Annotated in this window: 27 protein-coding genes; 14 read left to right on the top strand and 13 right to left on the bottom strand. The window is 71.3% G+C overall.

Annotation, left to right across the window (positions count from 1 at the left end; all coding sequences use genetic code 11):
* The first annotated feature begins 150 nt into the window (after window positions 1-150).
* The gene (locus tag ACSBPH_RS11195; RefSeq protein ID WP_442574417.1) at window positions 151-762 is read left to right on the top strand and encodes a zinc-binding alcohol dehydrogenase; all 612 of its coding nucleotides are present in this window, start codon (window positions 151-153) and stop codon (window positions 760-762) included.
* Between the two features lie 13 nt (window positions 763-775).
* Here ACSBPH_RS11195 and ACSBPH_RS11190 read toward each other — a convergent pair whose 3' ends face one another.
* The 3 genes from ACSBPH_RS11190 to ACSBPH_RS11180 are packed head-to-tail and all read right to left on the bottom strand — an operon-like array spanning window position 776 to window position 2,015.
* Entirely contained in the window at window positions 776-1,126 is a 351-nt protein-coding gene (locus tag ACSBPH_RS11190) for a potassium transporter Trk (RefSeq protein ID WP_442574416.1), read from the bottom strand.
* Between the two features lie 7 nt (window positions 1,127-1,133).
* Entirely contained in the window at window positions 1,134-1,592 is a 459-nt protein-coding gene (locus tag ACSBPH_RS11185; RefSeq protein WP_442574415.1) for a hypothetical protein, read from the bottom strand.
* 54 nt (window positions 1,593-1,646) lie between these two features.
* Window positions 1,647-2,015 carry a sterol carrier family protein gene (locus tag ACSBPH_RS11180; RefSeq protein WP_442574414.1) on the bottom strand — a complete coding sequence of 123 codons (369 nt, stop codon included), beginning with the start codon at window positions 2,013-2,015 and terminating at the stop codon, window positions 1,647-1,649.
* A gap of 108 nt (window positions 2,016-2,123) precedes the next feature.
* On the opposite strand from ACSBPH_RS11180, the gene ACSBPH_RS11175 reads away from it, so the two are divergent.
* Window positions 2,124-2,282 carry a hypothetical protein gene (locus ACSBPH_RS11175; RefSeq protein WP_442574413.1) on the top strand — a complete coding sequence of 53 codons (159 nt, stop codon included), beginning with the start codon at window positions 2,124-2,126 and terminating at the stop codon, window positions 2,280-2,282.
* Window positions 2,283-2,468: 186 nt separating this feature from the next.
* Window positions 2,469-2,657: a hypothetical protein gene (locus ACSBPH_RS11170; protein WP_442574412.1), complete on the top strand. Its 189-nt coding sequence runs from the start codon at window positions 2,469-2,471 to the stop codon at window positions 2,655-2,657.
* Window positions 2,658-2,688: 31 nt separating this feature from the next.
* On the opposite strand, the gene ACSBPH_RS11165 is transcribed toward ACSBPH_RS11170, so the two are convergent.
* Window positions 2,689-2,994: a hypothetical protein gene (locus tag ACSBPH_RS11165; protein WP_442574411.1), complete on the bottom strand. Its 306-nt coding sequence runs from the start codon at window positions 2,992-2,994 to the stop codon at window positions 2,689-2,691.
* Window positions 2,995-3,065: 71 nt separating this feature from the next.
* On the opposite strand from ACSBPH_RS11165, the gene purD reads away from it, so the two are divergent.
* The 5 genes from purD (at window position 3,066) to ACSBPH_RS11140 (ending at window position 8,064) form a co-directional block, all read left to right on the top strand.
* Window positions 3,066-4,367: a phosphoribosylamine--glycine ligase gene (purD, locus tag ACSBPH_RS11160; RefSeq protein WP_442574410.1), complete on the top strand. Its 1,302-nt coding sequence runs from the start codon at window positions 3,066-3,068 to the stop codon at window positions 4,365-4,367.
* A 112-nt stretch (window positions 4,368-4,479) separates the two neighbouring features.
* On the top strand, window positions 4,480-5,172 hold the full coding sequence (locus ACSBPH_RS11155; RefSeq protein ID WP_442574409.1) for a DUF2306 domain-containing protein: 693 nt from the start codon (window positions 4,480-4,482) through the stop codon (window positions 5,170-5,172).
* A gap of 4 nt (window positions 5,173-5,176) precedes the next feature.
* Window positions 5,177-6,304: a histidine kinase gene (locus ACSBPH_RS11150; protein ID WP_442574408.1), complete on the top strand. Its 1,128-nt coding sequence runs from the start codon at window positions 5,177-5,179 to the stop codon at window positions 6,302-6,304.
* On the top strand, window positions 6,301-6,954 hold the full coding sequence (locus ACSBPH_RS11145) for a response regulator (RefSeq protein ID WP_442574407.1): 654 nt from the start codon (window positions 6,301-6,303) through the stop codon (window positions 6,952-6,954). Before ACSBPH_RS11150 ends, ACSBPH_RS11145 begins: the two co-directional genes overlap by 4 nt.
* Window positions 6,955-7,164: 210 nt before the next feature.
* Window positions 7,165-8,064 carry a siderophore-interacting protein gene (locus ACSBPH_RS11140; RefSeq protein WP_442574406.1) on the top strand — a complete coding sequence of 300 codons (900 nt, stop codon included), beginning with the start codon at window positions 7,165-7,167 and terminating at the stop codon, window positions 8,062-8,064.
* 41 nt (window positions 8,065-8,105) lie between these two features.
* Here ACSBPH_RS11140 and ACSBPH_RS11135 read toward each other — a convergent pair whose 3' ends face one another.
* Together ACSBPH_RS11135 and ACSBPH_RS11130 are read right to left on the bottom strand one after the other, a co-directional pair.
* Complete coding sequence (locus ACSBPH_RS11135; RefSeq protein WP_442574405.1) at window positions 8,106-9,623, bottom strand: MFS transporter; 1,518 nt, start codon at window positions 9,621-9,623, stop codon at window positions 8,106-8,108.
* Window positions 9,620-10,240 (bottom strand): PadR family transcriptional regulator, encoded by a 621-nt coding sequence (locus tag ACSBPH_RS11130; protein ID WP_442574404.1) that lies wholly within the window; start codon window positions 10,238-10,240, stop codon window positions 9,620-9,622. The genes ACSBPH_RS11135 and ACSBPH_RS11130 overlap by 4 nt, the downstream gene beginning before the upstream one ends.
* A gap of 143 nt (window positions 10,241-10,383) precedes the next feature.
* Between ACSBPH_RS11130 and ACSBPH_RS11125 the strand changes: the two genes are divergently transcribed.
* From ACSBPH_RS11125 to ACSBPH_RS11115, 3 genes are all read left to right on the top strand, one after another.
* Entirely contained in the window at window positions 10,384-11,337 is a 954-nt protein-coding gene (locus ACSBPH_RS11125; protein ID WP_442574403.1) for a phosphoribosylaminoimidazolesuccinocarboxamide synthase, read from the top strand.
* 89 nt (window positions 11,338-11,426) lie between these two features.
* A complete protein-coding gene (locus ACSBPH_RS11120) occupies window positions 11,427-12,758 on the top strand; it encodes a uracil-xanthine permease family protein (RefSeq protein ID WP_442574402.1) in 1,332 nt (443 codons plus the stop codon).
* 35 nt (window positions 12,759-12,793) lie between these two features.
* Entirely contained in the window at window positions 12,794-13,687 is an 894-nt protein-coding gene (locus ACSBPH_RS11115; protein ID WP_442574401.1) for a VOC family protein, read from the top strand.
* A gap of 12 nt (window positions 13,688-13,699) precedes the next feature.
* Here ACSBPH_RS11115 and ACSBPH_RS11110 read toward each other — a convergent pair whose 3' ends face one another.
* From ACSBPH_RS11110 to ACSBPH_RS11090, 5 genes are all read right to left on the bottom strand, one after another.
* Window positions 13,700-14,713: a LacI family DNA-binding transcriptional regulator gene (locus ACSBPH_RS11110; RefSeq protein WP_442574400.1), complete on the bottom strand. Its 1,014-nt coding sequence runs from the start codon at window positions 14,711-14,713 to the stop codon at window positions 13,700-13,702.
* Window positions 14,714-14,735: 22 nt separating this feature from the next.
* Entirely contained in the window at window positions 14,736-16,232 is a 1,497-nt protein-coding gene (locus ACSBPH_RS11105; RefSeq protein ID WP_442574399.1) for a GH1 family beta-glucosidase, read from the bottom strand.
* A gap of 2 nt (window positions 16,233-16,234) precedes the next feature.
* The gene (locus ACSBPH_RS11100; RefSeq protein WP_442574398.1) at window positions 16,235-17,155 is read right to left on the bottom strand and encodes a carbohydrate ABC transporter permease; all 921 of its coding nucleotides are present in this window, start codon (window positions 17,153-17,155) and stop codon (window positions 16,235-16,237) included.
* The gene (locus ACSBPH_RS11095; protein ID WP_442574397.1) at window positions 17,152-18,279 is read right to left on the bottom strand and encodes a carbohydrate ABC transporter permease; all 1,128 of its coding nucleotides are present in this window, start codon (window positions 18,277-18,279) and stop codon (window positions 17,152-17,154) included. Before ACSBPH_RS11095 ends, ACSBPH_RS11100 begins: the two co-directional genes overlap by 4 nt.
* A gap of 73 nt (window positions 18,280-18,352) precedes the next feature.
* Window positions 18,353-19,630, bottom strand: coding sequence for an ABC transporter substrate-binding protein (locus ACSBPH_RS11090; RefSeq protein WP_442574396.1), 1,278 nt, complete (start codon window positions 19,628-19,630; stop codon window positions 18,353-18,355).
* Window positions 19,631-19,858: 228 nt separating this feature from the next.
* Between ACSBPH_RS11090 and purS the strand changes: the two genes are divergently transcribed.
* A complete protein-coding gene (gene purS, locus ACSBPH_RS11085; RefSeq protein ID WP_442574395.1) occupies window positions 19,859-20,107 on the top strand; it encodes a phosphoribosylformylglycinamidine synthase subunit PurS in 249 nt (82 codons plus the stop codon).
* Window positions 20,104-20,811, top strand: a complete 708-nt coding sequence (purQ, locus tag ACSBPH_RS11080) for a phosphoribosylformylglycinamidine synthase subunit PurQ (protein WP_442574394.1) — start codon at window positions 20,104-20,106, stop codon at window positions 20,809-20,811. Before purS ends, purQ begins: the two co-directional genes overlap by 4 nt.
* A 275-nt stretch (window positions 20,812-21,086) precedes the next feature.
* Here the strand turns inward: purQ and ACSBPH_RS11075 are convergent, their stop codons facing one another.
* Window positions 21,087-21,518: a DUF1761 domain-containing protein gene (locus ACSBPH_RS11075; RefSeq protein WP_442574393.1), complete on the bottom strand. Its 432-nt coding sequence runs from the start codon at window positions 21,516-21,518 to the stop codon at window positions 21,087-21,089.
* Between the two features lie 100 nt (window positions 21,519-21,618).
* Here ACSBPH_RS11075 and ACSBPH_RS11070 point away from each other — a divergent pair, with 100 nt between their 5' ends.
* Entirely contained in the window at window positions 21,619-22,548 is a 930-nt protein-coding gene (locus ACSBPH_RS11070) for a 2-hydroxyacid dehydrogenase (RefSeq protein WP_442574392.1), read from the top strand.
* Between the two features lie 136 nt (window positions 22,549-22,684).
* On the opposite strand, the gene ACSBPH_RS11065 is transcribed toward ACSBPH_RS11070, so the two are convergent.
* Window positions 22,685-23,254 (bottom strand): nucleotidyltransferase family protein, encoded by a 570-nt coding sequence (locus ACSBPH_RS11065; protein ID WP_442574391.1) that lies wholly within the window; start codon window positions 23,252-23,254, stop codon window positions 22,685-22,687.
* Between the last annotated feature and the right edge of the window lie 17 nt (window positions 23,255-23,271).

Below are 23,271 nucleotides of genomic sequence, written 5' to 3'. Positions count from 1 at the left end.
GTCCGTGAGCCTCCGCAGACGCCGACGCCCCCGATCGCTGAACCTCCATCTGAGCGCCGAGAGCGCGGGGCGCGCCCACGGTCTCGGCCCGCAGATGGAGTCTCACGGGCCGGGCGGGCGGGAGAGGGAGGCGAGAATTAGACTGGAGGCATGGGCGGCGCCGGTGCTCCGGAGTGGGTGATTCGCGAAGACGCGAGTCAGCCCGTCCTGCTCGCGCTCTATCTGCGCCAGGTTCTCGGCATCCGCTCCCCCGACGAGCTGCCGCAGCTGCGCGGAGTCCCCGCGCGCATACACGATCGCGACGAGGAGGCGCAGGCCCGCCTGGAGCGCCAGTGGCGCGAATACTGGGCGATGACGGTGGAGCCGCAGGCCCACCCTTCGCCCGTGCCGCTCGAGCTCATCGACGGCTTCGACACGCTGGTCGCCCTCCCGCTCGACGGCTCCGACGACCTGCGGGCCGCCATCGCGCCGTATGCGGCCGAGGCGGTCGCCTACTCGCAGTCCGCCAAGGAGCGCTACCGCAAAGACTCGGCGGCCAAGCCCGGCGTCTCGTACCGCGCGTACGCCAGCGCGATCGCCGAGCACGAGCGGCAGGTCGGCCGCCGCGCGCACTCGTTCGAGCTGAACGTGCAGGTGCTGCCGCTCACGCAGCGCGGGGTCTGGTGGATCGGCTCGCTCACGATCGCCGTCACGGACGGACTGCGGGGGGATGTCGCGGCCTTCGACGCCGCGATCCACCCGATCATCGCCGAGCTGGCCTGAGGCCGGGGCCGCGTCAGTCGGCGTCGGCGCCCTGCACCGTCTCGCGGTCGACGCGCACCTCGCGCGTGCGCGCACGGCTCATGCGGTCGAGCACGAGCGCGAGGACCGCGAACACGGCGACGCCCACCGTGACGCAGATGAGGGCGAGGAAGCCGAACACCTGGCCGGGCGAGTAGATCAGGCCTGTGTTCTGGCTCTCGGCGGCCGAGCCGTTGAAGGCGAAGGTCAGCACGAGGGCGGTGAGCAGTCCGAGGGCCGCGCCGACGATGAGGAAGACCGAGAACTTGGGCGCGCGGCGCACGCGCACCGTCTCGGAGCGCGTGCCGGAGCCCGGCGTCAGCGGAGGATTCGGCGAGTCGGACATACGTCCATCATCCCTCAGGCCGCCGCCGCGGCGGTTCGTCGCCGTCGTCGTCGGAGGCGCGCAGCCACCACGGCACTTCGTCGGTCATGGGCGTCGTGAGGTCGTCGGTGATGATCGTCGAGTGCTCCGTGATGACGGGCCGGCTCCGCGTGCCGACGATGCGATCGAGCACGATGACGGCCGTCGAGGCTACGAGCAGCGCGAAGGCGACCCAGATGACCGCGAGGACGCAGAAGGTCCACATGACGCCCGACGCCTGCGAGGCGAGCGGATCGTTGGGCGCCGCTCCGGCGATCGAGAGTCCCGTGTGGATCGCGGCCACGAGGAGGCCCGCGAGGATGCTCAGCGAAAGGATCCGTCCGTACCGGGGCGAACGGCGGAGGGCGCCCGCCTCCCACTCCTCGCCGATGACGTGCTCGTCGGCGCGGTCGTCCTCGCCGGGTCCGCCGGCGGGCTCGCGTCCCATACCGCCATTGTCCCACCGCCGGAACGCGGAGGACCCGGCGAGGCGGTACCCGGCTCAGGGTCGCAGCGGCAGGAGGTCGGAGAGGTCGGACCGGGTGCCCGAAGCGTGGATGCGGCCGGCGGACGCGGCATCCGCCCAGTGCTCGGCACCCGTCGCGAGCGCGATCCACGTGGCGGCATCGGTCTCGACGACGTTGGGCGGCGTGCCGCGCGTGTGACGGGGACCCTCGACGACCTGCACTGCCCCGAAGGGCGGCACGCGCATCTCGACCGAGTTGCCCGGAGCCTTCTCTGCCAGCAGCTGCAGCAGATAGCGGACGGCCGTCGCGAGGTCGGTGCGGGAAGGGCGCACGGATGCCGCGTCCGCCGCGCGGACGGCGGCGAGGGCGGCTCGTCCCTCATCCAGTGCGATCTTCTTCGCCACGGGTCCACGCTACGCCCGGCCGAGCCCGGCTCCGTCGTGCGGACCGGCCGCTCTCGTCCAGATGTCAATCCCCGACGGGCGGCGGCCGCCGGGGGTAGCGTCGCGGGTATGTGGACTGTTCTCGTGATCCTTCTGGTCGTCTGGGCCGTCCTTGCCGTGGTGGGTTTCGCTTTCCAGGGACTGCTGTGGCTCGCGGTGATCGGCATCATCCTGTTCATCGGGACGATCGTGTTCGGGCTGGTCCGCAACCGCAGTCGTCACCGCTGACCGGTTTCGCGGCGTCCCACTGCGCGCGGTTCGCCCAGCCGCACACTTATGCCGCGGCGCGTGGGACGATCAGGCGTGGACCCTTCCCGCGCGCGCTCCTGCACCGTCCAAGATCTGAGCGACCTGGACATCAACCATCGCGTGTCGTTCACGCGGCCGCCCATCGACTCCGGATCACGTCCCCGAGTGAGCGGTCGGCTCAAGCGGATCCGCGACGTCGACTACCTGATCGGCAACATCCGGCGCCCGGGCGTCGAGCTCGTGGTCGCCTTCCCGCTCCAGCAGGGCGGCGAGAGGGCCGATGTGTTCGGGCCTTTCCCGCTCGCCTATCGCGTCGAAGTCGGGCACCCGATGCACGTTCGCCCGAAGTACTAGGTCGGCCGGCCCACAACCCCCGCGCCGGACGTCAGCCCGATGTGCGGGAGCCCGCCTGAAGCAGGAGCCGTCCCGGCAGGAACGGCAGGACCGGCGCGCGGTAGACGAGCGAGGGCGCGTCCTGCGGCTCGAGCGCGAACTCCGCCTGACCGAATCGCCAGAGCCCGGTGAAGAGGAACACCTGGATCACGACGGTCTGGTCTGACGGAACCTGCCAGGTGCCCGGTCCCCACTGGGTGGGCTGACCCCGCCCCGCGATCACGAGGGTCGGGCGGATCCGGGCATAGAGCGCCAACGAGGGCTTGTGCAGGGTCAGGGTGATTCGGCGCGTCACCATGCGATCATCCCCGACGCACGCGAGCGACACACACCCGAAGCAGGGGCGGCGCCCCTCGGTAGGCTGGCCGAGTGCGAATCCTGGTCCTCGGCTCCGGTGCTCGCGAGCACGCCATCATCCTCGCCCTCCGGTCGGAGGCGACGAGTCACGACATCTTCGCGGCTCCGGGCAACGCGGGGATCGCGCAGGACGCGACGATCGTCCCGCTCGACGCGAACGACCCCGCCGCGGTCAGCGAGCACGCCAACGTGCACGCGATCGACCTCGTCGTCGTCGGCCCCGAGGCGCCGCTCGTCGCCGGTGTCGCCGATGCGCTGCGCGAGCGCGGCATCCCCGTCTTCGGTCCCGGCAAGGCCGCCGCGCAGCTGGAGGGCTCGAAGGCCTTCGCGAAGCGGATCATGGAGGCCGCGGGCGTCCCGACCGGCCGCGCCGTTCGCGCCCACACGCGCGCCGAGGTCGAGGCGGCGCTCGACGATCTGGGCGCTCCCCACGTCGTCAAGGCCGACGGCCTCGCCGCCGGGAAGGGCGTCATCGTCACGGACGACCGCGACGCCGCCCTCGCGCACGCCGACACGTACCTCGCCGGCGGACCCGTCCTCGTCGAGGAGTTCCTCTCCGGCCCCGAGGTCTCGCTGTTCTTCCTGAGCGACGGCGACCACGTCCTCCCCCTCAGCCCCGCGCAGGACTTCAAGCGCCTCCGCGACGGCGACGAAGGCCCCAACACGGGCGGCATGGGCGCCTACTCCCCCCTGCCCTGGCTCGGCGAGCGCTTCGGCGGCTGGGCGGTCGAGGGCGAGGCATCCGATCCCGAACAGGCCTTCGTCGACCTCGTCACGCGCGAGATCGCCGAGCCCGTCATCCGCCGGATGGATGCCGAGGGCACCCCCTTCATCGGACTCCTCTACGCCGGCCTCATCCTCACGCCGCAGGGCGTCAAGGTCATCGAGTTCAACGCACGCTTCGGCGACCCCGAGACGCAGGTCGTGCTTCCGCGTCTGGTCGATCCGCTGTCGCAGCTGCTGCTCGCCGCGGCCTCGGGCAACCTCGAAGACCACCGGCGCCCCGCGTTCGCCGACGCCGTCGCCGTCACCGTGGTGCTCGCGTCGGAGGGCTACCCCGAGTCGCCCGTGACGGGTCGCGTTCTTTCGGGACTGGATGCCGCGGCCGCCGTCGAGGGCGTGCACCTCGCCCATGCGGCCACGGCCGAGTCGGGCGACGGCCTCGTCGCGACCGGCGGTCGTGTGCTCAACGTCGTCGGCCGCGGCACGACGTTCGCCGAGGCCCGCGATCGGGCCTACCGCGCCCTGGCCGAGATCGACCTCGAGGGCGGCCAGTACCGCACCGACATCGCCGCCCGGGTCGTCGAGGACTGACCCCGGCGGCCCAACCGGCCGGACCGCCCGGAGGCGCATCGGCCGATCGGACGAGGCGTTTCGGACCGGGCGGCCGATGTGCCGAGGCATCCGTCGCCGTCAGCATGGCGGCATGACATCCACCCCTCCGACGCGCCGCCGTGAGTGGCTCGCCCCCGCCGGGCTCATCGCTCTGAGCCTCGTCCCGGTGCTCTCGGGCGCCGCGCGGCTGACACAGCTCTCGACCGGCGCGACGATCACGGCCGACAACGCCCGGTTCTTCGACTCGCCGGTGCCGATCGTCGTGCACATCGTGGGCTCGAGCGTCTTCCTCGTGCTCGGCGCGCTGCAGTTCGCCCCGTCGCTGCGCCGCCGCCGCTGGCACCGGATCGCGGGGCGCGTCGTCGCGCCCGCGGGGCTCCTCGCGGCCCTCTCGGCGCTGTGGATGACGATCTTCTACGAGATGCCGGCGAGTGTGACGGGTCCGGGACTCTCAGCCCTCCGGATCGTCCTCGCGACCGTCATGGCGGGGGCGATCGTCGCCGCCTTCCTGGCGATCCGCCGGGGCGATGTGCGCACCCACAGCGCCTGGATGACGCGCGCGTACGCGATCGGCCTCGGCGCCGGCACGCAGGTCCTCACGTTCGTCCCCTACACGCTGGCGTTCGGCGCGCCGGGGCCTGTCCTGCACACGGTGCTCATGGCGGCCGGCTGGGGCATCAACCTCCTCGTGGCAGAGATCGTGATCCGCCGGCGCGCCCGCGCCATGAGCGCGCGGCGGGGTCGCCCGGCCCCGGCATCCGTCGTCTCTGCGCCCCTATCATGAGGCCATGACGAGCCCGGTCCGCGCGCTCTGGGACGCGCCCGCAGCGGCTCCCGCTCCCCCTCGACGGGTCTGGCGCGACGGCGTGCTCCTCGGTGCGGTCATCGTGCTGGCGGTCGTCGAGGCATCCCTTCGCCCCGAGGTGCCGTGGCGCTGGGTCTGGGCCGTCGTGCTCGTGGCCCTCGCGCCGACCCTGCTGTGGCGGCGGCAGCGTCCGTTCACGATGCTCGCGATCGCGATCGCCGTCGGCACCGCGGTGGGGCTCGTGACCGACGGCGATCCGCAGCTGATCACCACGGCTTACTTCCTGATCCTGCTCTACGCGCTGTTCCGCTGGGGATCGGGACGGGCCATGGTCGTGGGCGGCGCGCTCGTGGTCGCGGGCACGCTCCTGACCGTCCTCACCTCCGCACCGGGGCCCGCCGACGTCGTCGGCGGCATCGCCGTGGCCGTCGCGACATCGACGCTGGGTCTCGCGATCCGCTGGCGGCGAGGAGCGCGCGCCCGCGAGCTCGAACAGGTGCGGGTGCTCGAGCGCGAGCAGCTCGCGCGCGACCTCCACGACACCGTCGCCCACCACGTCTCGGCGATCGCGATCCAGGCGCAGGCGGGCTCGGCCGTCGCCGCCACCAACCCCCGCGCGACGGCCGAGGTCCTCGAGGCGATCGAGGCCGAGGCATCCCGCACCCTCCGCGAGATGCGGGCGATGGTGGGGGTCCTCCGCGGTCCCGATGCGGCGCTCGCGCCGACTCCCGGCCTCGCCGACATCCGGTCTCTCGAGGCGACGGATGCCGCGTCCCCGCGCGTCTTCGTCCGCCTCGACGGCGATCCGGGGTCGGCGTCAGCGCCGGTCGCCGCGGCGGCGTTCCGGATCGCGCAGGAGGCCGTGACGAATGCCCGGCGGCATGCGCGCGGAGCCTCGCGGATCGACGTGACGGTGCAGGTCGATCCGGCGGAGGTGCGACTCGAGGTGCACGACGACGGCGAGGCCACCGCGCCGGCGCCGGCCGGCTACGGCCTCACGGGCATGCGCGAGCGTGCCGCGATGCTGGGCGGCGCGTGCACGGCAGGGCCGGATGCGCGCGGCGGGTGGACCGTGACGGCGACGCTCCCCCGGCAGGGAGGGGCGGCATGACGGTGCGGGTGCTCGTGGCCGACGACCAGGATCTCGTGCGCACGGGGCTCCGCATGATCCTCGACGCGCAGCCCGACCTCGAGGTGGTCGGCGAAGCGGGCGACGGGGCGGCGGCCGTCGCGCTCGCCCGCGACCTGCGGCCCGACGTCTGCCTCTTCGACATCCGGATGCCGATCATGGACGGCCTCGAGGCGACCCGGCTGCTGGCGGGGCCCGAGGTGTCCGACCCGATCCCGGTCGTCGTGATCACGACCTTCGACCTCGACGAGTACGTCTACCGCGCCCTGCGGTCGGGGGCGCGCGGCTTCCTGCTCAAAGACGCCGGCCCGGTCCTCCTCGGCGAGGCGGTGCGTGCCGCGGCACGGGGCGACGCGCTGATCGACCCGAACGTCACGGTGCGGCTGATCGAGGCCTTCGCCGGGTCGGCGCCGCAGCCTCCGCGCCCACCCGCGAGCCCCCTGACCGACCGTGAGGAGGCCGTGCTCGCGCGCGTCGCGCGCGGTCTCGGCAACAGCGAGATCGGCGACGAGCTGCACATCTCGCTCAGCACCGTGAAGACCCACCTCGCGAGCATCATGGCCAAGATCGGCGCCCGCAACCGGGTCGAGCTCGCGATCTGGGCGCACGAGCGCGGCGTCGGCCCGCGCTGATCCCTGCGCATCGCGGGCTGGGCGCTTCGCGCGAGCGCGAGCGCTCGCGCTGGCGCGAGCGCCACAGTTACCTGCGAGCGCGGCGTCGGGCGACGTAGCGGTCGCAGGAAGGTGTGGCGGTCGCGGGTGACGCCCGCGGCCACCGCGCCGACCGCGGGCGTGCTTTGCTGGAACAGGTCGCCTCACGTGAGCGATCGGAGGAGGACTGTCATGACGGATGCCGCGACCCCGCCCCCGCCCTCGGGCGCCACCGGGTCGGAGCGACCCGTCGAAGATCCGTCGGCCCCCTTCCACCGGGCGCGCACCCGGCACCGCTTCACCGCGCGCGAGGCCGTCGTGACGGCCGTCTCGCGGCCCGTCGACGAGTTCGTGCGCGTGACGCTGTCAGGCCCCGACTTCGACGACTTCGCGAGCACGGGTCCGAGCGACCATGTGCGCGTCTTCTTCCCTCACCCGGTGACCGGCGAGCTCGTCGCGCCGCGGCCCGTCGGGCCCGGCGAGGAAGGGATCGTCCGGCCGGAGGCGCCGATGTTCGCGCGCGACTTCACCCCGCTCCACCCCCGCCTCGACGAGGCGACCCGCCGGCGCGCGATCGACCTCGACATCCTCCGTCACGTCGATCCGGGCCCCGCGGCGAGCTGGGGCGAGCGAGCCGCGGTCGGCGACCGGCTCGTGATCGTCGGGCCTCGCGGCTCGCACAGCGCGCCCCAGAACGCCCCGCGCGTCGTGCTGGTCGTCGACGGCACGGCGCTCCCCTCGGCGACGCGCTGGCTCGCCGAGCTCGCACCGACGACGGCGGTCGAGGTGATCGCCGACGTTCCGGGCGACATCGCGTGGGTCGAGACGTATCTGCGCCAGGAGTCCGGCCGCGACGACTTCGACCTCATGCAGGCGTTCGGCGACCTCGGCGACGCGGTCGAGATGGTGGGGGCGGATGCCTCGACCTTCGTGTTCGGCGCGGGCGAGGCATCCCGTCTCATTCCGCTGCGGAGGTACCTGCGCTACGGGCTCGCCCTCCCCCGGGAGCAGTACGCCCTGAGCGGCTACTGGAAGCGCGGCATGGTCGCCTTCGACCACCACGAACCGCTCGACGCCTCCGACCCGGACTGACCGCCCGGGTGGGAGAACCGCGGACGCCGCCCTGCCGAGCCTCAGCCGTCGGCGCGACGGGCCTCCTGCCACTCGGCCGTGACCGTCAGGACGGGCCGGCGCATGAAGCACACCGCCACGAGGCCGATGAGGAGCACCCCCGCGGGCAGCAGGATCGACTGGGCCATCGCGGCCGAGAAGCCGTCGACGACGAACGGCGGCAGCTGTCCGCCGCTGAATCCGCCGCTCGCGGTGGTCGCGCCGGGCAGGTTCGCCTCGAGGCGCGCCTGCATGAAGGCGGCGATGGATGCCGAGCCGATGACCGAGCCCATGGTCCGCGTCGTGTTGTAGATGCCGGCCCCCGCCCCCGCCTGGCGGGGCGGGAGGTTGCGGGTGGCGGTCGTGGCGAGAGGACCCCACATGCCGGCGTTGCCGATGCCCATGAGCGCCGACGGGAGGAGGAACATCCAGATCGGCGTGTCGACGTTCATGAGGCTCGAGTACCACAGCAGCGCGATGCCGACGCACGCGAGGCCCGGCACGAGCAGGAAGCGCGGGTCGGTCCGATCCAGCAGGCGCCCGGCGAAGGGCGCGAGCACGCCCGAGAGCACGGCCATCGGGATGAGGAGCAGCGCAGCCTGGGTGGGACTGAGGCCGCGGGCCAGCTGGATGAAGAACATGAGCGGCAGCGACATGCTCGTCACCGTGAAGCCGACCGCGGCGATCGCGGTGTTCGCGACCGAGAAGTTGCGGTCGCGGAACAGCTCCAGAGGCACGAGAGGCTCGCTCTTGGTGCGCGCCTGCGTCCACACGAAGAGTGCCATGACGGCGACACCGGCGACGATCATCCCCCAGACCCAGGGCGCCCAGTCGAACTTCTCGCCCTCCTGAAGGCCGAAGACGATGAGGAACAGGCCGAGGGCGCTGAGGAAGACGCCCGCGATGTCGAAGCGGTGGGGGTGCGTCTCGAGCTTCGGCACGAGCACCCACGCGAGCACGAAGCCGACGATGCCGACGGGGATGTTGATGAAGAAGATCCACTCCCACCCGAGCCCGTCGACGAGGAGTCCGCCGACGAGCGGGCCCACGAGCGTCGCGACACCGGCCGTCGCCCCCCACAGCCCCATCGCCGCGCCACGGCGGTCCGGCGGGAAGGTGCGCGTGATGACGGCCATCGTCTGCGGCGTCATGAGCGCCGCGCCGACGCCCTGCACGGCGCGGAAGGCGACGAGGGCCCCCAAGGTCGGCGACAGCCCGCAGCCGAGCGAGGCGAGCGTGAAGACGCCGAGACCGATGAGATAGATGTTCTTCGGGCCGAACCGGTCGCCGAGGCGACCCGTGATGAGGAGCGGCACGGCATAGGTGAGCAGGTACGCGGAGGTCACCCACACGACGTTGTCGAGGTTGTTGGTGTCGGGGTCGAGCGCCGCCTTGATCGCGGGGTTCGCGACCGAGACGATCGTCGTGTCGACGAGGATCATGAAGAACCCGATGACGAGCGCCCAGAGGGCGGGCCACGGACTGCGCTGGGGGGTCTTCGAGGGGGCGGATGCCGCGGCATCCGTCTGCTGATGGGTCATCGGCGTGCGGCCTTCCGGTCTTCGAGATAGCGGGCCGAGGGCTCTCCAGGCTGCCCCCAGGGGAATTCATGGGCTTCGAGCCGCGCGATGAGCGCGTCGAGCCAGTCGAGGTCGCGCGCGAGCAGGACGCTCTCGCGCTCGAGTTCGAGGAGGTACTGCACAGGCACCTGTCGCTCGTGCGCCCTGGCGCTTCCTCCCATGAGCTCGGCGAGCACGTCGGAGAGCGCGGCGCGACGGCGCCCCAGCAGCCCCACGACCTCTTCACGGTCGAGGTTGTGCGCCTCGGCGAGGGCGATGCGGAACTCCGCGGGGCGGTCGATGCGCGGGAGCTCGCGCCGCACCCACTCGCCGACCGCCTCCCGGCCGAGCTCGGTCTGGGTGTAGGTCGTGCGCTCGGGACGGTTGCCCTCGCGGTCGATGCCGACCTCGGCGATGAGACCGGCCCGTTCGAGGCGCCCGACCGTGTGGTAGAGCGTGCCGTTGGTGATCGTCACGAGCCGGTCGTCGCGTCGCTGGCGCATGAGCCGGATCATCTCGTACGGGTGCATGTCGCCCTCGGCGAGCAGCGCGAGGATCATGAGGCCGAGCGGCGTGAGGCGGTCTACAGGATCTTTCATGGCGATGAGGGGTCCGGGATCGAATGATCCGTGTCGATTAGTCCACATGGACTATACCGGATGTCGCGACCGCGGGCTCCGGAGTGACCGCGTGGTCGAGGCGGACGCAGTCGCGCGCTGCGCGCGGCCGGGATAATGGGCGGGTGGCACACCCCCTCGATCTCCCCGGCTGGCGGCACGTCTACTCCGGCAAGGTCCGCGACCTCTACGTCCCGGCCGACGCGCAGGAGCCCGGCGGCGCCGAGCGCATGCTCGTCGTCGCGAGCGACCGCGTGAGCGCGTTCGACCACGTGCTCGAGCCCGGCATCCCGGGCAAGGGCGTGCTGCTCACGACGCTGAGCCTGTGGTGGTTCGACCGGCTCGCGGGCGGCGACGGAGGCCGCGGCATCCCGAATCATCTCGCGGCGAGCGCGATCCTCACCGACGGCCCCGACGGCGTGCCCGGCACCGCCGACGACCTGCGCGCGCTCATCCCGGCCGAGGTCGCGGGCCGCGCGATGGTCGTCCGCAACCTCGAGATGCTCCCCGTCGAGTGCGTCGTGCGGGGCTACCTGACGGGTTCGGGCTGGGCCGAGTACCAGGCGCAGGGGACCGTATGCGGCATCCCGCTCCCCGAGGGCCTGGGCGACGGTGACCGCCTGCCCGAGCCGCTGTTCACCCCGGCCTACAAGGCGCCGATGGGAGAGCACGACGAGAACATCTCGTTCGAGCAGACCGTCGAGCTCGTCGGCGCCGAGCGCGCCGCGCAGCTGCGCGACCTGTCGCTCGAGATCTACGCGCGGGCTGCCCGCACGGCCGAAGCCCACGGGCTGATCCTCGCCGACACGAAGTTCGAGTTCGGCCTCGACGACGCCGGCGTGCTCACGCTCGCCGACGAAGTGCTCACGAGCGACTCGTCGCGGTATTGGGATGCCGAGGCCTGGCACTCCGGCACGACCCCCGCCGAGCGCATGGCGAGCTTCGACAAGCAGATCGTCCGCAACTGGCTCGCCGCGAACTGGGACAAGACCGGCACTCCCCCCGCGCTTCCCGCCGACATCGTCGCGCAGACGGCCGACCGCTACCGCGAACTCCTGGAGCGCCTCACCGCCCCGTGAGCCGCCGCTCGGCGCGCGTGCGCGGCTCCCAGGGAACTCCCAGGTATCGTGACCTCAGCAGTCACACCCTGAAAACCCGAGGAGCGCGTATGCCTGTCTGGTCCCTGCACGGAGACGGTCGCACCGTCGAACCCGGCGAGGTGGTGCGGCCCGACGAGCGTCTGAACTGGGGGGCCACCGTCGCCATCGGCGTGCAGCACGTCATCGCGATGTTCGGCGCCACCTTCCTCGTCCCGGTCCTCACCGGCTTCCCCGTCTCGACGACCCTGCTCTTCTCGGGCCTCGGCACGATCCTCTTCCTGCTCATCACGCGCAATCGGCTCCCCAGCTACCTCGGCTCGTCGTTCGCGTTCATCGCCCCCGTCACGGCGGCGACCGCGACGGCCGGCATGGGATCCGCGCTCGCGGGCATCGTCGCCGTCGGGGTCCTCCTCGCGGCGATCGGCTTCATCGTGCAGTTCGCGGGCATCGGCTGGATCGACAAGCTCATGCCTCCCGTCGTCGCGGGGGCGATCGTCGCCCTCATCGGCTTCAACCTCGCGCCGGTGGCCTGGACCAACTTCCAGCAGCAGCCCCTCACCGCCACCATCACGCTCGTCGCGGTGATCCTGTGCAGCGTGCTGTTCCGTGGGTTCCTCGGCCGCATCTCGATCTTCCTCGGCGTCGTGATCGGCTACATCGTGGCCGCGATCTCGGGTCAGATCGACTACTCCGCCGTCGACAAGGCCGCGTGGATCGGCCTCCCCGAGTTCCACATCGCCGACTTCGCGTCGCCCGGCACGTGGAGCGTCATCGCGATGTTCCTCCCCGTCGTGCTCGTCCTGATCGCCGAGAACGTCGGCCACGTGCGCGGCGTCGCGACGATGACGGATGCCTCGGTCAACAAGTACACCGGGCGGGCGCTCATCGCCGACGGCGTGGCCACGACCCTCGCCGGAACCTTCGGCGGTTCGGGAACGACGACCTACGGCGAGAACATCGGCGTCATGGCGGCGACCCGCGTCTACTCGACGGCGGCCTACTGGGTCGCCGGCGCCGCGGCGATCGTCCTCAGCCTCTCGCCCAAGATCGGGGCCGTCTTCAACTCGGTGCCCCCCGGAGTGCTGGGCGGCGTGACGACGGCGCTCTACGGGCTCATCGGCATCATCGGCATCAAGATCTGGGTCGACAACCGCGTCGACTTCTCGCGCCCCGTCAACCAGTACACCGCGGCCGTGGCCCTCGTGATCGCGATCGCCGGGTTCACGATGGTGTGGGGCGACTTCCAGCTCGGCGCGATCGTCATCGGCGCCGCCGCGGCGCTTCTCATCTACCACCTCGGCAACGCGATCGCCCGCTGGCGTAAGACGGGCGCCGACGACGGCGGTCCGATCCCCGCGGTCGGCCCGCTCGGAGGAGACCCGCTCGACGGCCCCCGCTGAGGAAGAACGACGGATGCCGCGCCGTTGTCATTCACATGAATGAGATCTCCGCGGCATCCGCCGTTTCGGGAGACCGGCTCTCGGCCGATACGGCGATGGGCCCCGTCACGCTCCTCGTCGCCGACCTCGACGCCATGACGCGCTACTACCGCGACGCCGTCACGCTCGAGGTGCTCTCCGCCGACGGCGACACCGTCGCGCTCGGGCGCGCCGGGCGGGCGATCGTCGTGCTGCGCCGTGAGCCGTCGCTGCGGCATGCCGCCGCGGGCTCGGCGGGCCTGTACCACACGGCGATCCTGTTCCAGACGCCGGAGGCCCTCGCAGCGGCGCTGTGCTCCGTCGCGCGACACGCTCCGGGCACCTTCACCGGCAGCGCCGACCACCTTGTTAGTCAGGCGTTCTACTTCACCGATCCCGAGGGCAACGGCGTCGAGCTGTACTGGGACCGCGCCCGCACCGAGTGGTCGTGGGTGCACGGCCAGGTCGAGATGGCGACGCTCTTCCTCGACCCCAACGCCTACCTTCGGGAGCACCTCACCGAGGAGACGCTCGCCGGCTCGACCGCGCAGGACGCGGCATCCGTCGGTCACGTGCATCTCTCGGTGGGGGATGTCGCGACCGCCCGCGCCTTCTACGTCGATGCGCTCGGGTTCGACGCGACGCTGTCGATGGGCCAGAGCGCCCTGTTCGTGAGCGCGGGCGGCTACCACCACCACATGGCGATGAACGTGTGGAACTCACGCGGGGCAGGACCCCGGATGCCGGCGCTCGGCCTCGGCCGCGTCGATCTCTCGCTGCCGGACTCCGACTCGCTGGGCGCGCTCGAGGAGCGGCTGAAGCATCACGGGTTCGCCGTGCGCGATGACGGCCGCACCCTCGCGTTCGAAGACCCGTGGCGCAACGCGATCCTCGCGACGACCGCGGGCTGACGCCGCGGCGGACTACACGGAGTCGCGGACGACGAGGGTCGTGTCGAGGATCGTGACGTGTCGCGGGTCCTTGCCGGCGAGGAGGTCGAGGAGGATGCTCGCCATGCGCTGACCCTGCTCGAACGACGGCTGGCGCATCGTGGTCAGCTGCGGGGTCACCGAGGTCGCGACGGGGGAATCGTCGAAACCGATGATCGCGATGTCGTCGGGCACCCGGAGCCCGGCCGCGGCCAGCACCGCCAGCGCGCCGCGCGCCATGAGATCGCTCGCGACGAAGAGCGCATCGGGGACCTCGCCCCGGTCGAGGATGCGCCGCATCGCGTCGGCGCCGCCGTCGGCCGTGAAGCCGCCGTCCTCGACGGCGCCCTCCTCCAGCCCCGCGGCGGCCAGCGCCTCGCGGTACCCGCGGAGGCGGTCGATGCCCGCGGGCATCGTGAGGGGACCCGTGATCGTGCCGATCCGGCGGTGACCGCGCTCGATCAGGTAGGCCGTGGCATCCCGCCCTCCGCGCACGTTGTCGACGTCGACGTAGTAGTTGCGCTCGCGCTCGCGCACGGGACGGCCGCCGTAGACGACGGGGACGGCCGCCGCGATCCGGTCGATGAAGGTGTCGCTGGTGTGGTGCGAGACGATGATCGCGCCGTCGACGGCGCCGCTGCGCACGTAGCTCGTCGTCTTGTCGCCGGGGTCGTCGCTCGCGATGAAGAGGTTCAGCACGTAGTCGGAGCGGTTGAGCCGCGCGTTGATGCCCGAGACGATCGAGGCGAAGAACGGATCGCCGAAGAAGCGCGTCGTGTCTTCGGGGACGATCAGTCCGATCGCCTGCGTCTGCCGGCTCGCCAGCGACCGCGCCGCGCGGTTGGGCACGTAGTTCAGCGCGGTGATCGCCCGCTGCACGGCCTCGAGGGCCGTGGGACTCACGGCCGTCGACCCGTTGACGACGCGCGAGACGGTCGATCGGGACACCCCCGCGGCGGCGGCGACCTCTTCGATCGTCACCGCGAGGCGTGACGTATCGGTGCTCATGGAGACTGCTTCCCCCCGGATGCTATGCGTCGGTGCCGGATCCCGGGTCGAGGGCTCGCTCGGCGATGATCCGAGAGTAGGCCCGTCCGCTGTCCTTCACCGAACGCTCCTGGGTGTCGTAGTCGACGCGGACGATGCCGAACCGCTTCTCGTACCCCCAGGCCCACTCGAAGTTGTCCAGCAGCGACCAGTAGAAGTAGCCGCGCACATCGACCCCGGCCTCGATCGCATCGAGGATCGCGCCGAGATGCACGCGGAGGAACTCCGCGCGCTCGTCGTCGTGCACACGCACCTCGCCGTCCTCGACGACGGGCTCGTCGTCGTAGGCGGCACCGTTCTCGGTGACGTAGAGGACGGTACCGGCGGGCGCCGCGTACTCGGCCGACACGCGCTGCAGGAGGCGCGTCAGCCCCTCGGGCTGCACCTCCCAGTGCATCGAGGTGCGCGGCAGGCCGCGGTCGTACCAGTGCACGTCGGCCGACGCGGGGAAGGGCGAGTGCCCGACGCGGTCGGTGGGCGCGTCGCCACCCTCCGGCGGGGTCGGCGACGGTGTTCCCCCGACGAACTCGCCGTGGTAGTAGTTGACGCCGAGCGCGTCGATCGGCGTCGCGATCGTCTCGAGGTCTCCCGGTCGAACGGCGCGCTCGAGCGCGTCGACGGCCGCGGCATCCACCTCCCGGATGTCTTCCACGACGTCGGCGGGATACGACCCGAGGAAGACCGGGTCGAGGAACCAGCGGTTGAACTGGCCGTCGATGAGCCGTGCCGCGTTGACGTCGGCGGGCTTCGACGGGTCGGCGGGGTCGGCGACCGTCAGGTTGAGGGTGATGCCGATGTCGAGGGACGCGTCGCGTCCGCGCAGCGCCTGCACCGCCTGGCCGTGACCGAGGAGCAGATGGTGCGCGGCGAGGAGCCCCTCGGTCACGCTGTAGTGGCCGGGCGCGTGGATGCCGGCCGTGTAGCTGAGGAACGACGAGCACCACGGCTCGTTGAGCGTCGTCCAGACCTTGACGCGGTCGCCGAGGGCGTCGTGCATGTCGAGCGCGTACTCGGTGAACAGGTCGGCGGTGGCGCGGTCTGTCCAGCCGCCCTTGTCCTGCAGGGCCTGCGGCAGGTCCCAGTGGTAGAGCGTCAGCCACGGCAGGATGTCGGCGTCGAGCAGCTCGTCGACGAGGCGCTTGTAGAAGTCGAGCCCCTGCGGGTTGAGCGGCCCGCCGTCGGGACGCACCCGCGACCACGAGGTGGAGAAGCGGTAGGTCTGCAGGCCCATGCGCTTCATGAGCGCGACGTCGCCGGCGTATCGGTGGTAGTGGTCGCACGCGACGTCGCCGTCGTCGCCGTTGATCACGGCGCCGGGCACACGGCAGAAGGCGTCCCAGATCGAGGCCGTGCGTCCCTCTTCGAACGCGGCCCCCTCGATCTGGAAGGCGGCCGTCGCGGCACCGAACAGGAAGTCGGGGGGGAACGGTCGCGCTCCGGTCGCGGTCATGCGCGCGGTGTCCTCTCTCAGGAATGTCATGGTCAGCCCTTCACAGCCCCGGCCATGATCCCACTCACCAGCTGCTTGCCTGCGAACACGAACAGCAGCAGGAGCGGGATCGTCGCGAGGATGACGCCCGCGAGCACGACGGAGTAGTCGATGAAGTAGTTCGACTGCAGGAGCGACAGGGCGACGGGGAGCGTCGGGTTCTGCCGATCGAGCACGATGAACGGCCAGAAGAAGTTGTTCCACGCCGTCACGAACGTGAACAGGCCGAGCATCGCCGCAGCGGGGCGGGCGGCGGGCAGGCCCACCGTCCAGAACGTGCGGAACGAGCTCGCGCCGTCGACGCGCGCGGCTTCGATGAGCTCATCCGGCACCGCCTGCTGCAGGTACTGCGTCATCCAGAAGACGCCGAACGCCGTCACGAGCGCCGGCACGATGATCGCGCCGACCTGCCCCGTCCAGCCGAGGTCGGCGAAGAGGATGTAGAGCGGCACGACACCGAGCTGCGTCGGCACCGCCATCGTCGCGATCACGAAGACGAGGAGCCAGCGGCTCCCGCGGAAGCGCAGCTTCGCGAAGGCCCAGCCCGCGAGCGTGGAGAAGAAGACGACCGAGAGCGCGATGACGGTCGAGCTCCAGATCGAGTTCCACAGCGCGAGCCAGAAGTTGACGGCGGGGTCGTTCACGACCGAGAGGGCGTTCGCGACGAAGTTGCCGCCGGGGAGCCACGACATGTTGGGATCGCGGATCGTCGACGAGTCGCCCGAGCCGATGAGGAACGACCAGTAGTACGGGAAGACCGATCCGAGGAGGAACACCCCGAGCACGGCGTACACGATCCAGCCGGGACGCGAGCCGCGGATGACGCGGCGGGTGCGACGGCGCTTGGGGCTGTAGCCCTCTTCGGGCGTCTGCTTCTCGCGCGGAGCGAGCGGAATGGGGCTGACGGCGGTCATCGCGCGTCCTCCTTGCTGGGCGCCGCCGCGGCGGCGGTGACTGTCGAGCGACCGGGGGACGAGGCATCCGTCGCCTGCGACTGCGCGGCCACACGGTCGCGTGCGGCGCGCGCGGCGGCGCGGCGATCGCGTCGCGAGAGCGTGTTGCGGCTGCCTTCGTCGCGCACGACGCTGCGGGTGACGACGAGGTTGATGATGCCGATGACGAGGATGATGAGGAACAGGATCCAGGCGAGGGCCGCTGCGCGACCGAAGTTCCACTCGCCCCAGCCGATGTTGTAGAGCCAGAGCGTGATCGTCAGCCACTGCGAGTTCGCGCCGCCGAGACCGAACTGGTCGTACATGCGCGGCTCGTCGAAGATCTGCAGGCCGCCGATCGTCGAGGTGATGATGACGAAGATGAGGGTCGGGCGCAGGCTCGGCACGGTGATCGAGAAGAACTGGCGGATCTTGCCGGCGCCGTCGACCGTCGCGGCCTCGTAGTAGTCACGTGGGATCGCCTGCATCGCGGCGAGGAGGATGAGGGTGTTGTACCCCGTCCAGCGGAAGTTCACCATCGTGGCGATCGCGATGTGGCTCGCGAAGGCGTTGGAGTGCCACGGGATCGCGGGCAGGCCGAGGTTGGTCAGGATCGTGTTGACCAGACCGTACTGGTCGCCGAACATCGCGCTGAAGATGAGGGCCACGGCGACGGGCGCCATGACGTAGGGGATGAGGACGCCCATGCGCCAGAACGTCTTGGCGCGGATGTTCTGGTCGAGCATCGCGGCGATGAAGATCGCGGCGATCAGCTGCGGCACGCTCGACAGCAGGAAGATGCTGAAGGTGTTGCGCAGGGCGATCCAGAACTTCGGGTTGGAGAGCACCCAGATGTACTGGTCGAAGCCGATGAACTCGCCGTTGTTGCGGACGAGGTCCCAGTCCATGAAGGAGATCACTGCGGTGTACGCGATCGGGAAGAGGCCGACCACGATGAACAGGATGAAGAACGGGGAGATGTAGAGGTACGGGGAGAGCTTCAGGTCCCACCGGCTCAGGCGGTGCCCGAAGCCGATGCGGCGCGGAGAGCGCTCGCGCTTGTCTTCGGTCGTCGTCGCCGCGGGCGGCGTCAGGGTGCTGGTCAACGGAGGATCCTTCGCTAGACAGAGGGGTCGCGGGCCCGGAGCAGGGCCCCGGGCCCGCGACCATTCGTTCCGATCAGTTCAGAGCGTCGACTTCAGACACCCACTGATCCCACGACTCGGCCGGCGACTGCGACTTGTCGACGTCGACGCGGGTGAGCGCCTGCTGCATGGCGTCGTTGATCTGGAAGTACTTCTCGCCCTTGAACGGCGAGACCGTCACGGCGTTGGCGCGGTCGGTGAAGATCTGGCCCACCTGCGCGTTGTTGAAGAACTCGTTCGTCGAGCTCAGGAGCGTCTGGTCCTCGAGGGCCTTGGTCTGGCTCGGGAAGGTGCCGGCGTTCTCGAAGGCCTTGATCTGCGTCTCGGGGGAGGTCAGCCAGTCGGCGAGCGCCTGGGCTTCCTTGACGTGCGCGCCGTTGGCGGGGACGGTCAGGTACGAGCCGCCCCAGTTGCCGCCGCCGTTGGGGAAGACGTTGGCGACGTTCCACGTCGTGACGTCCTGCGCGTTGCCGGAGATGACACCGAGCATCCAGCCGGGGCAGAGCATCGTGGCGAAGGCACCGTTGGACAGACCGGCGAACCAGTCGTCCGACCACTGGCCGAGGTGCGCCGACTGCGTCGCGCTGGCCGCGGTGACCTGGTCGTAGATGTCCTTGACCTCGGGGTTCTCGGTCGCGGTGATGTCGCCCGTCTTCGGGTCTTCGTACGCGGCCTTCACCTGGTTGATCATGCCCTGGTAGGTGCCGCCGGCGGAGTCGAAGAACGCCTTGCCGGTGGCCGACGAGTACTGCGCGCCGACCTCGAAGTACTTCGACCAGTCGCCCTCGAGGAGGGTCGCGACCTCGGCCGGGTCGGTGGGCAGGCCCGCCGCCTCGAAGAGGTCGGAGCGGTAGCAGATCGCCTCGGGACCGATGTCGGTGCCGTAGCCGATGAGGTTGCCGTCGGCGTCGGTCGCGGCCTCGGTCTTCCAGTCGAGCCAGCGGTCCTTCAGGTCGGCGGGGACGGGCGCGAGGAGGTCGGAGTACTTCATGACCTCGGGCAGCCAGTCGACCTCGATGGCCTCGATGTCGGCGAGGCCCTTCTTGCCGAGCTTCTGGAAGTAGTTGGCGCGGGCGTCGTTCGACGTCGCGGCCTTGTTGTGGACGATCTTCACTTCGGGGTGCTCGTCCTGGTACGCCTGGAGCAGCTCGTCGGTGTAGCCGAAGTCGTTGAAGGTGGCGACCGTCAGGGTGACGGGGCCGCCGGACTCGGACGTGGAACCGCTGCCGCCCGCGCAACCCGCGAGGACGATGGCGGAGGTGGAAACGGCGACAGTCGCGATGGCGATCTGACGCAGTGCGCGTGAATTCACGTGTCACTCCTTTGTGGTGGGGCAAGTTCGAGCGACGCTCCCCGTTGCGAGACCTCATCCGTGGGAGCGCTCTCACCGGACGAGGGAGACGCTATGGGATCGCTCCCACGAAGTCAAGGGAGCGCTCCCACGCCGTGATCACAGTTCGGTCACAGCGCGAGAATCGGCCGGGGCCCGCGGGTCCTAGACTGGAAGCGCCAGATCCCGCCGCACTCTCGGAGCTTTCGTATGCCCACCATTGTCGTCGACGTCATGCCCAAGGCCGAGCTGCTGGACCCGCAGGGGAAGGCGGTCGCCGGCGCACTCGACCGGATCGGCGTGACCGGCTTCAGCGGTGTGCGGATCGGCAAGCGCTTCGAACTCGCCGTCGACGGCGAGGTCGACGAGGCTCTGCTGGAGACCGTGCGCAAGCTCGCGGACGACGTGCTGTCCAACTCCGTGATCGAGGACGTCGTCGGCATCGAGGTCGTCGAATGACCGCGCGCGTCGGCGTCATCACCTTCCCCGGCTCGCTCGACGACCGCGACGCGCAGCGCGCCATCCGGATCGCCGGCGCCGAGCCCGTCGCCCTCTGGCACGGCGACCACGACCTGAAGGGCGTCGACGCGCTCGTCCTCCCCGGCGGGTTCAGCTACGGCGACTACCTCCGCGCCGGCGCGATCGCCGCCCTCGCGCCGATCATGGCGGAGGTGAAGGATGCCGGGGCCAAGGGCATGCCCATCCTCGGCATCTGCAACGGCTTCCAGATGCTCGTCGAGGCGCACCTGCTCCCCGGCGGGCTCATCCGCAACGCCCACCAGCAGTTCATCTGCCGCGACCAGCGGCTGCGCGTCGAGAACGCGTCGACGGCCTGGACGAGCGACTTCACCGAGGGCCAGGAGATCGTCATCCCCCTCAAGAACGGCGACGGCGGATACATCGCGGATGCCGAGACCCGCGCGCGCATCGAGGGCGAAGGCCTGGTCGCGTTCCGGTACGTCGGCGTCAACCCCAACGGCTCGGTCGACGACATCGCCGGCCTCACCAACGAGCGCGGCAACGTCGTGGGACTCATGCCCCACCCCGAGCACGCCGTCGAACCGGGCTTCGGCCCCGACACCGCCGCGGCCATGCGGTCGGGCGTCGACGGGCTCTCGTTCTTCACGTCGGCCCTCGCCTCCCTCGTCGGCGCCTCCGCCTGACCCCGCGCCGCGGCCGCGTAGGACGCGGCATCCGTTCGCGCCCGCGCGGGACGCGGCATCCGTTCGCGCCCGCGCGGGACGCGGCATCCGTTCGCGTCCGCGCGGGACGCGGCATCCGTTCGCGCCCGCGCGGGACGCGGCATCCGTTCGCGCCCGAAGCCAGCGCCACACTTACCTGCGAGCGCTACGTCGCGCGACGTAGCGCTCGCAGGAAAGTGCCGCGCTCGGCGCGGGCAGGGGCGCGGGCGGCGGTCTTGCGCCCGGCCCGCAGGACGTCAGACGGTGCCGGCGGGCGGCCAGAGCCCCACGATGACCGCCATGACGAGCACCGTGACGAGCTCGTGGGCGATGTTGAGCACCGTCAGCGAGGTCGGACGCCCTTCGAACGCGTCGTGCGTGATGAATCGGGCCGCCGTGAAGCCCGCCCAGAGCGTCACCGCCGTGATGACCGCGCCCCAGAACCAGCTTCCGCCGTAGAAGTGCCACGCGATCGCGGCGGCGCCGGCGAGCACCCACGCCGTGACGAAGCTCACGAGCACCGTCACCACGATCGGGACCACGGCCGTCGCACTCGACCGGTTCATGTCGACCTTCGCAAGCCTCGACCACCGCGTGCCGAAGACCTTCGGCGTGTACCAGATCGAGCCCACGACCATGCTCGACGCCGTCGCGAGCAGCACCGCCCAGTAGTTGATCTCGGGGACCATCATCGCCTCCTCGCGGCTCCGCCCGGCGCGGTGCCCGCTGGCGCGAGAGTAGCGTCGGCGCGCGGCCCCGCCTCCGCACCGCGCCGGTAGCGTGGAGCGGGTGAGCAGCAGCATCCGATCACTCGTCGTCTCCGTGCCCACCGACGAGCTCGCGCGTGATCTCGCGCCGCTCCCCGAGGGCGTGGACGTCGTCGTGTGGCCGATGGACGGGCCCGCGCCCCGCACGGCCTTCGACATCGTCGTGCCGCCGTACATGAAGATGGCGAAGGTGCTCGAGCGGCTCGAGGGCGTCGAGGTCGGACTCGTGCAGGGTCAGTCGATCGGCTACGAAGGCGTCGCCGACGTGCTGCCGCCCCACTTGCGCTTCGCCAACGCCACCACGGTGCACGAGACCTCGACCGCCGAACTCGCCGTGGCCCTGACCCTCGCCTCGCAGCGCCAGCTCGACCTCTTCGCCGTCAACACCGCGAAGGGCGTCTGGGCGCCGGTCTTCGCCGACAGCCTCGCCGACCGCCGCGTGATGCTGCTCGGCTTCGGCGGCATCGGCAAGGCGGTAGCGGCGCGCCTGCTCGGCTTCGAGGTCGAGCTCATCGCCGTCGCGAGCACGGCTCGGAATGAAGACGGGATGCCGGTGCACGGCGTCGACGAGCTGCCCGAGCTGCTCCCCCAGGCCGAGATCGTCATCGCCTCGCTCCCCGGCGGCGACGCGACGCGTCACATCATCGACGACGCCTTCCTCTCGGCGCTGCCCGACGGAGCCCTCGTCGTCAACGTCGGACGCGGACCCCTCATCGACACCGAGGCCCTCGTCGGCCACGTCCAGCGCGGACGCATCCGGGCCGCGCTCGACGTGACCGACCCCGAACCCCTGCCCGAAGGCCATCCCCTGTGGGGCCTTCCCGGCGCGCTGATCTCGCCGCACGTCGGCGGCGCCTCGACGGCGATGCGGCCGCGCATCGCGCGCCTGGTGAAGCGCCAGATCGCGCACCTCCTCGCCGGCGAGGAGCCCGAGAACGTCGTCATCGGCTGATCCCGCAACGCATCGAACATCAGCGAAAGGGCGGTACGTGACGTCGTGCGGAGGGTTGGGGTCGCCCCCTCGTCTGGCTTCGCTCGCTCGGGGACCGGAGGGGCCGGCGCTCGCGCGGCGACCGGGGAGGCCGCGGTCAGCGCTCGTCGTGGTCGGCGCCCGACCACACGTCGGCGCACTCGACCTCGATCGCGCCGTGGGCGACGAGGTACGGCCGCGCGCCGCGGTCGCCCGCGAGCCCGGCGACGAGGTGCGGCACGTGATCGGCGCCGATCAGCACGGGGTGCCCCGGCGCGCCGCGGTACACGGCCTGGACGAGCGCCGCGCGCGGAGCGGCCCCGGCCGCCGCGACGACCCTGCCCACCGCCTCGGGCGACAGCTCCGGAGTGTCGACGGGCACGACGACCACCGCGTCGGCGCCCTCCGCCGCGACGGGCAGAGCCGCCCGGAGGGTCGCCGAGAGTCCGTCCTCCCACCCGTCGACGACGAGCGCCGCGGCGGCCGCCGGCACGAGCGCCCGCGCCTCGGTGGCAGAAGCCCCGAGCGCCACGACGACGTCGCGGCAGCCGGCATCCGTCAGCGCCCTCACCGCCAGCACGACCCACGGCGTCCCGTCCGCCGCGCGCGCGAGCGCCTTGGGGCCGCCGAACCGCGTGCCCGCACCGGCGGCGAGCACGAGGCCGCGGAAACTGGGGATTCGACTCATGGACATGCCAGCGTAGC

Origin of the sequence: Microbacterium sp. F51-2R (assembly GCF_052180235.1) — a bacterium.
Lineage (GTDB): Bacteria > Actinomycetota > Actinomycetes > Actinomycetales > Microbacteriaceae > Microbacterium.
The sequence above is the reverse complement of the archived record's forward strand: the minus strand, read 5'-3'. Positions and strand labels throughout refer to the sequence as shown.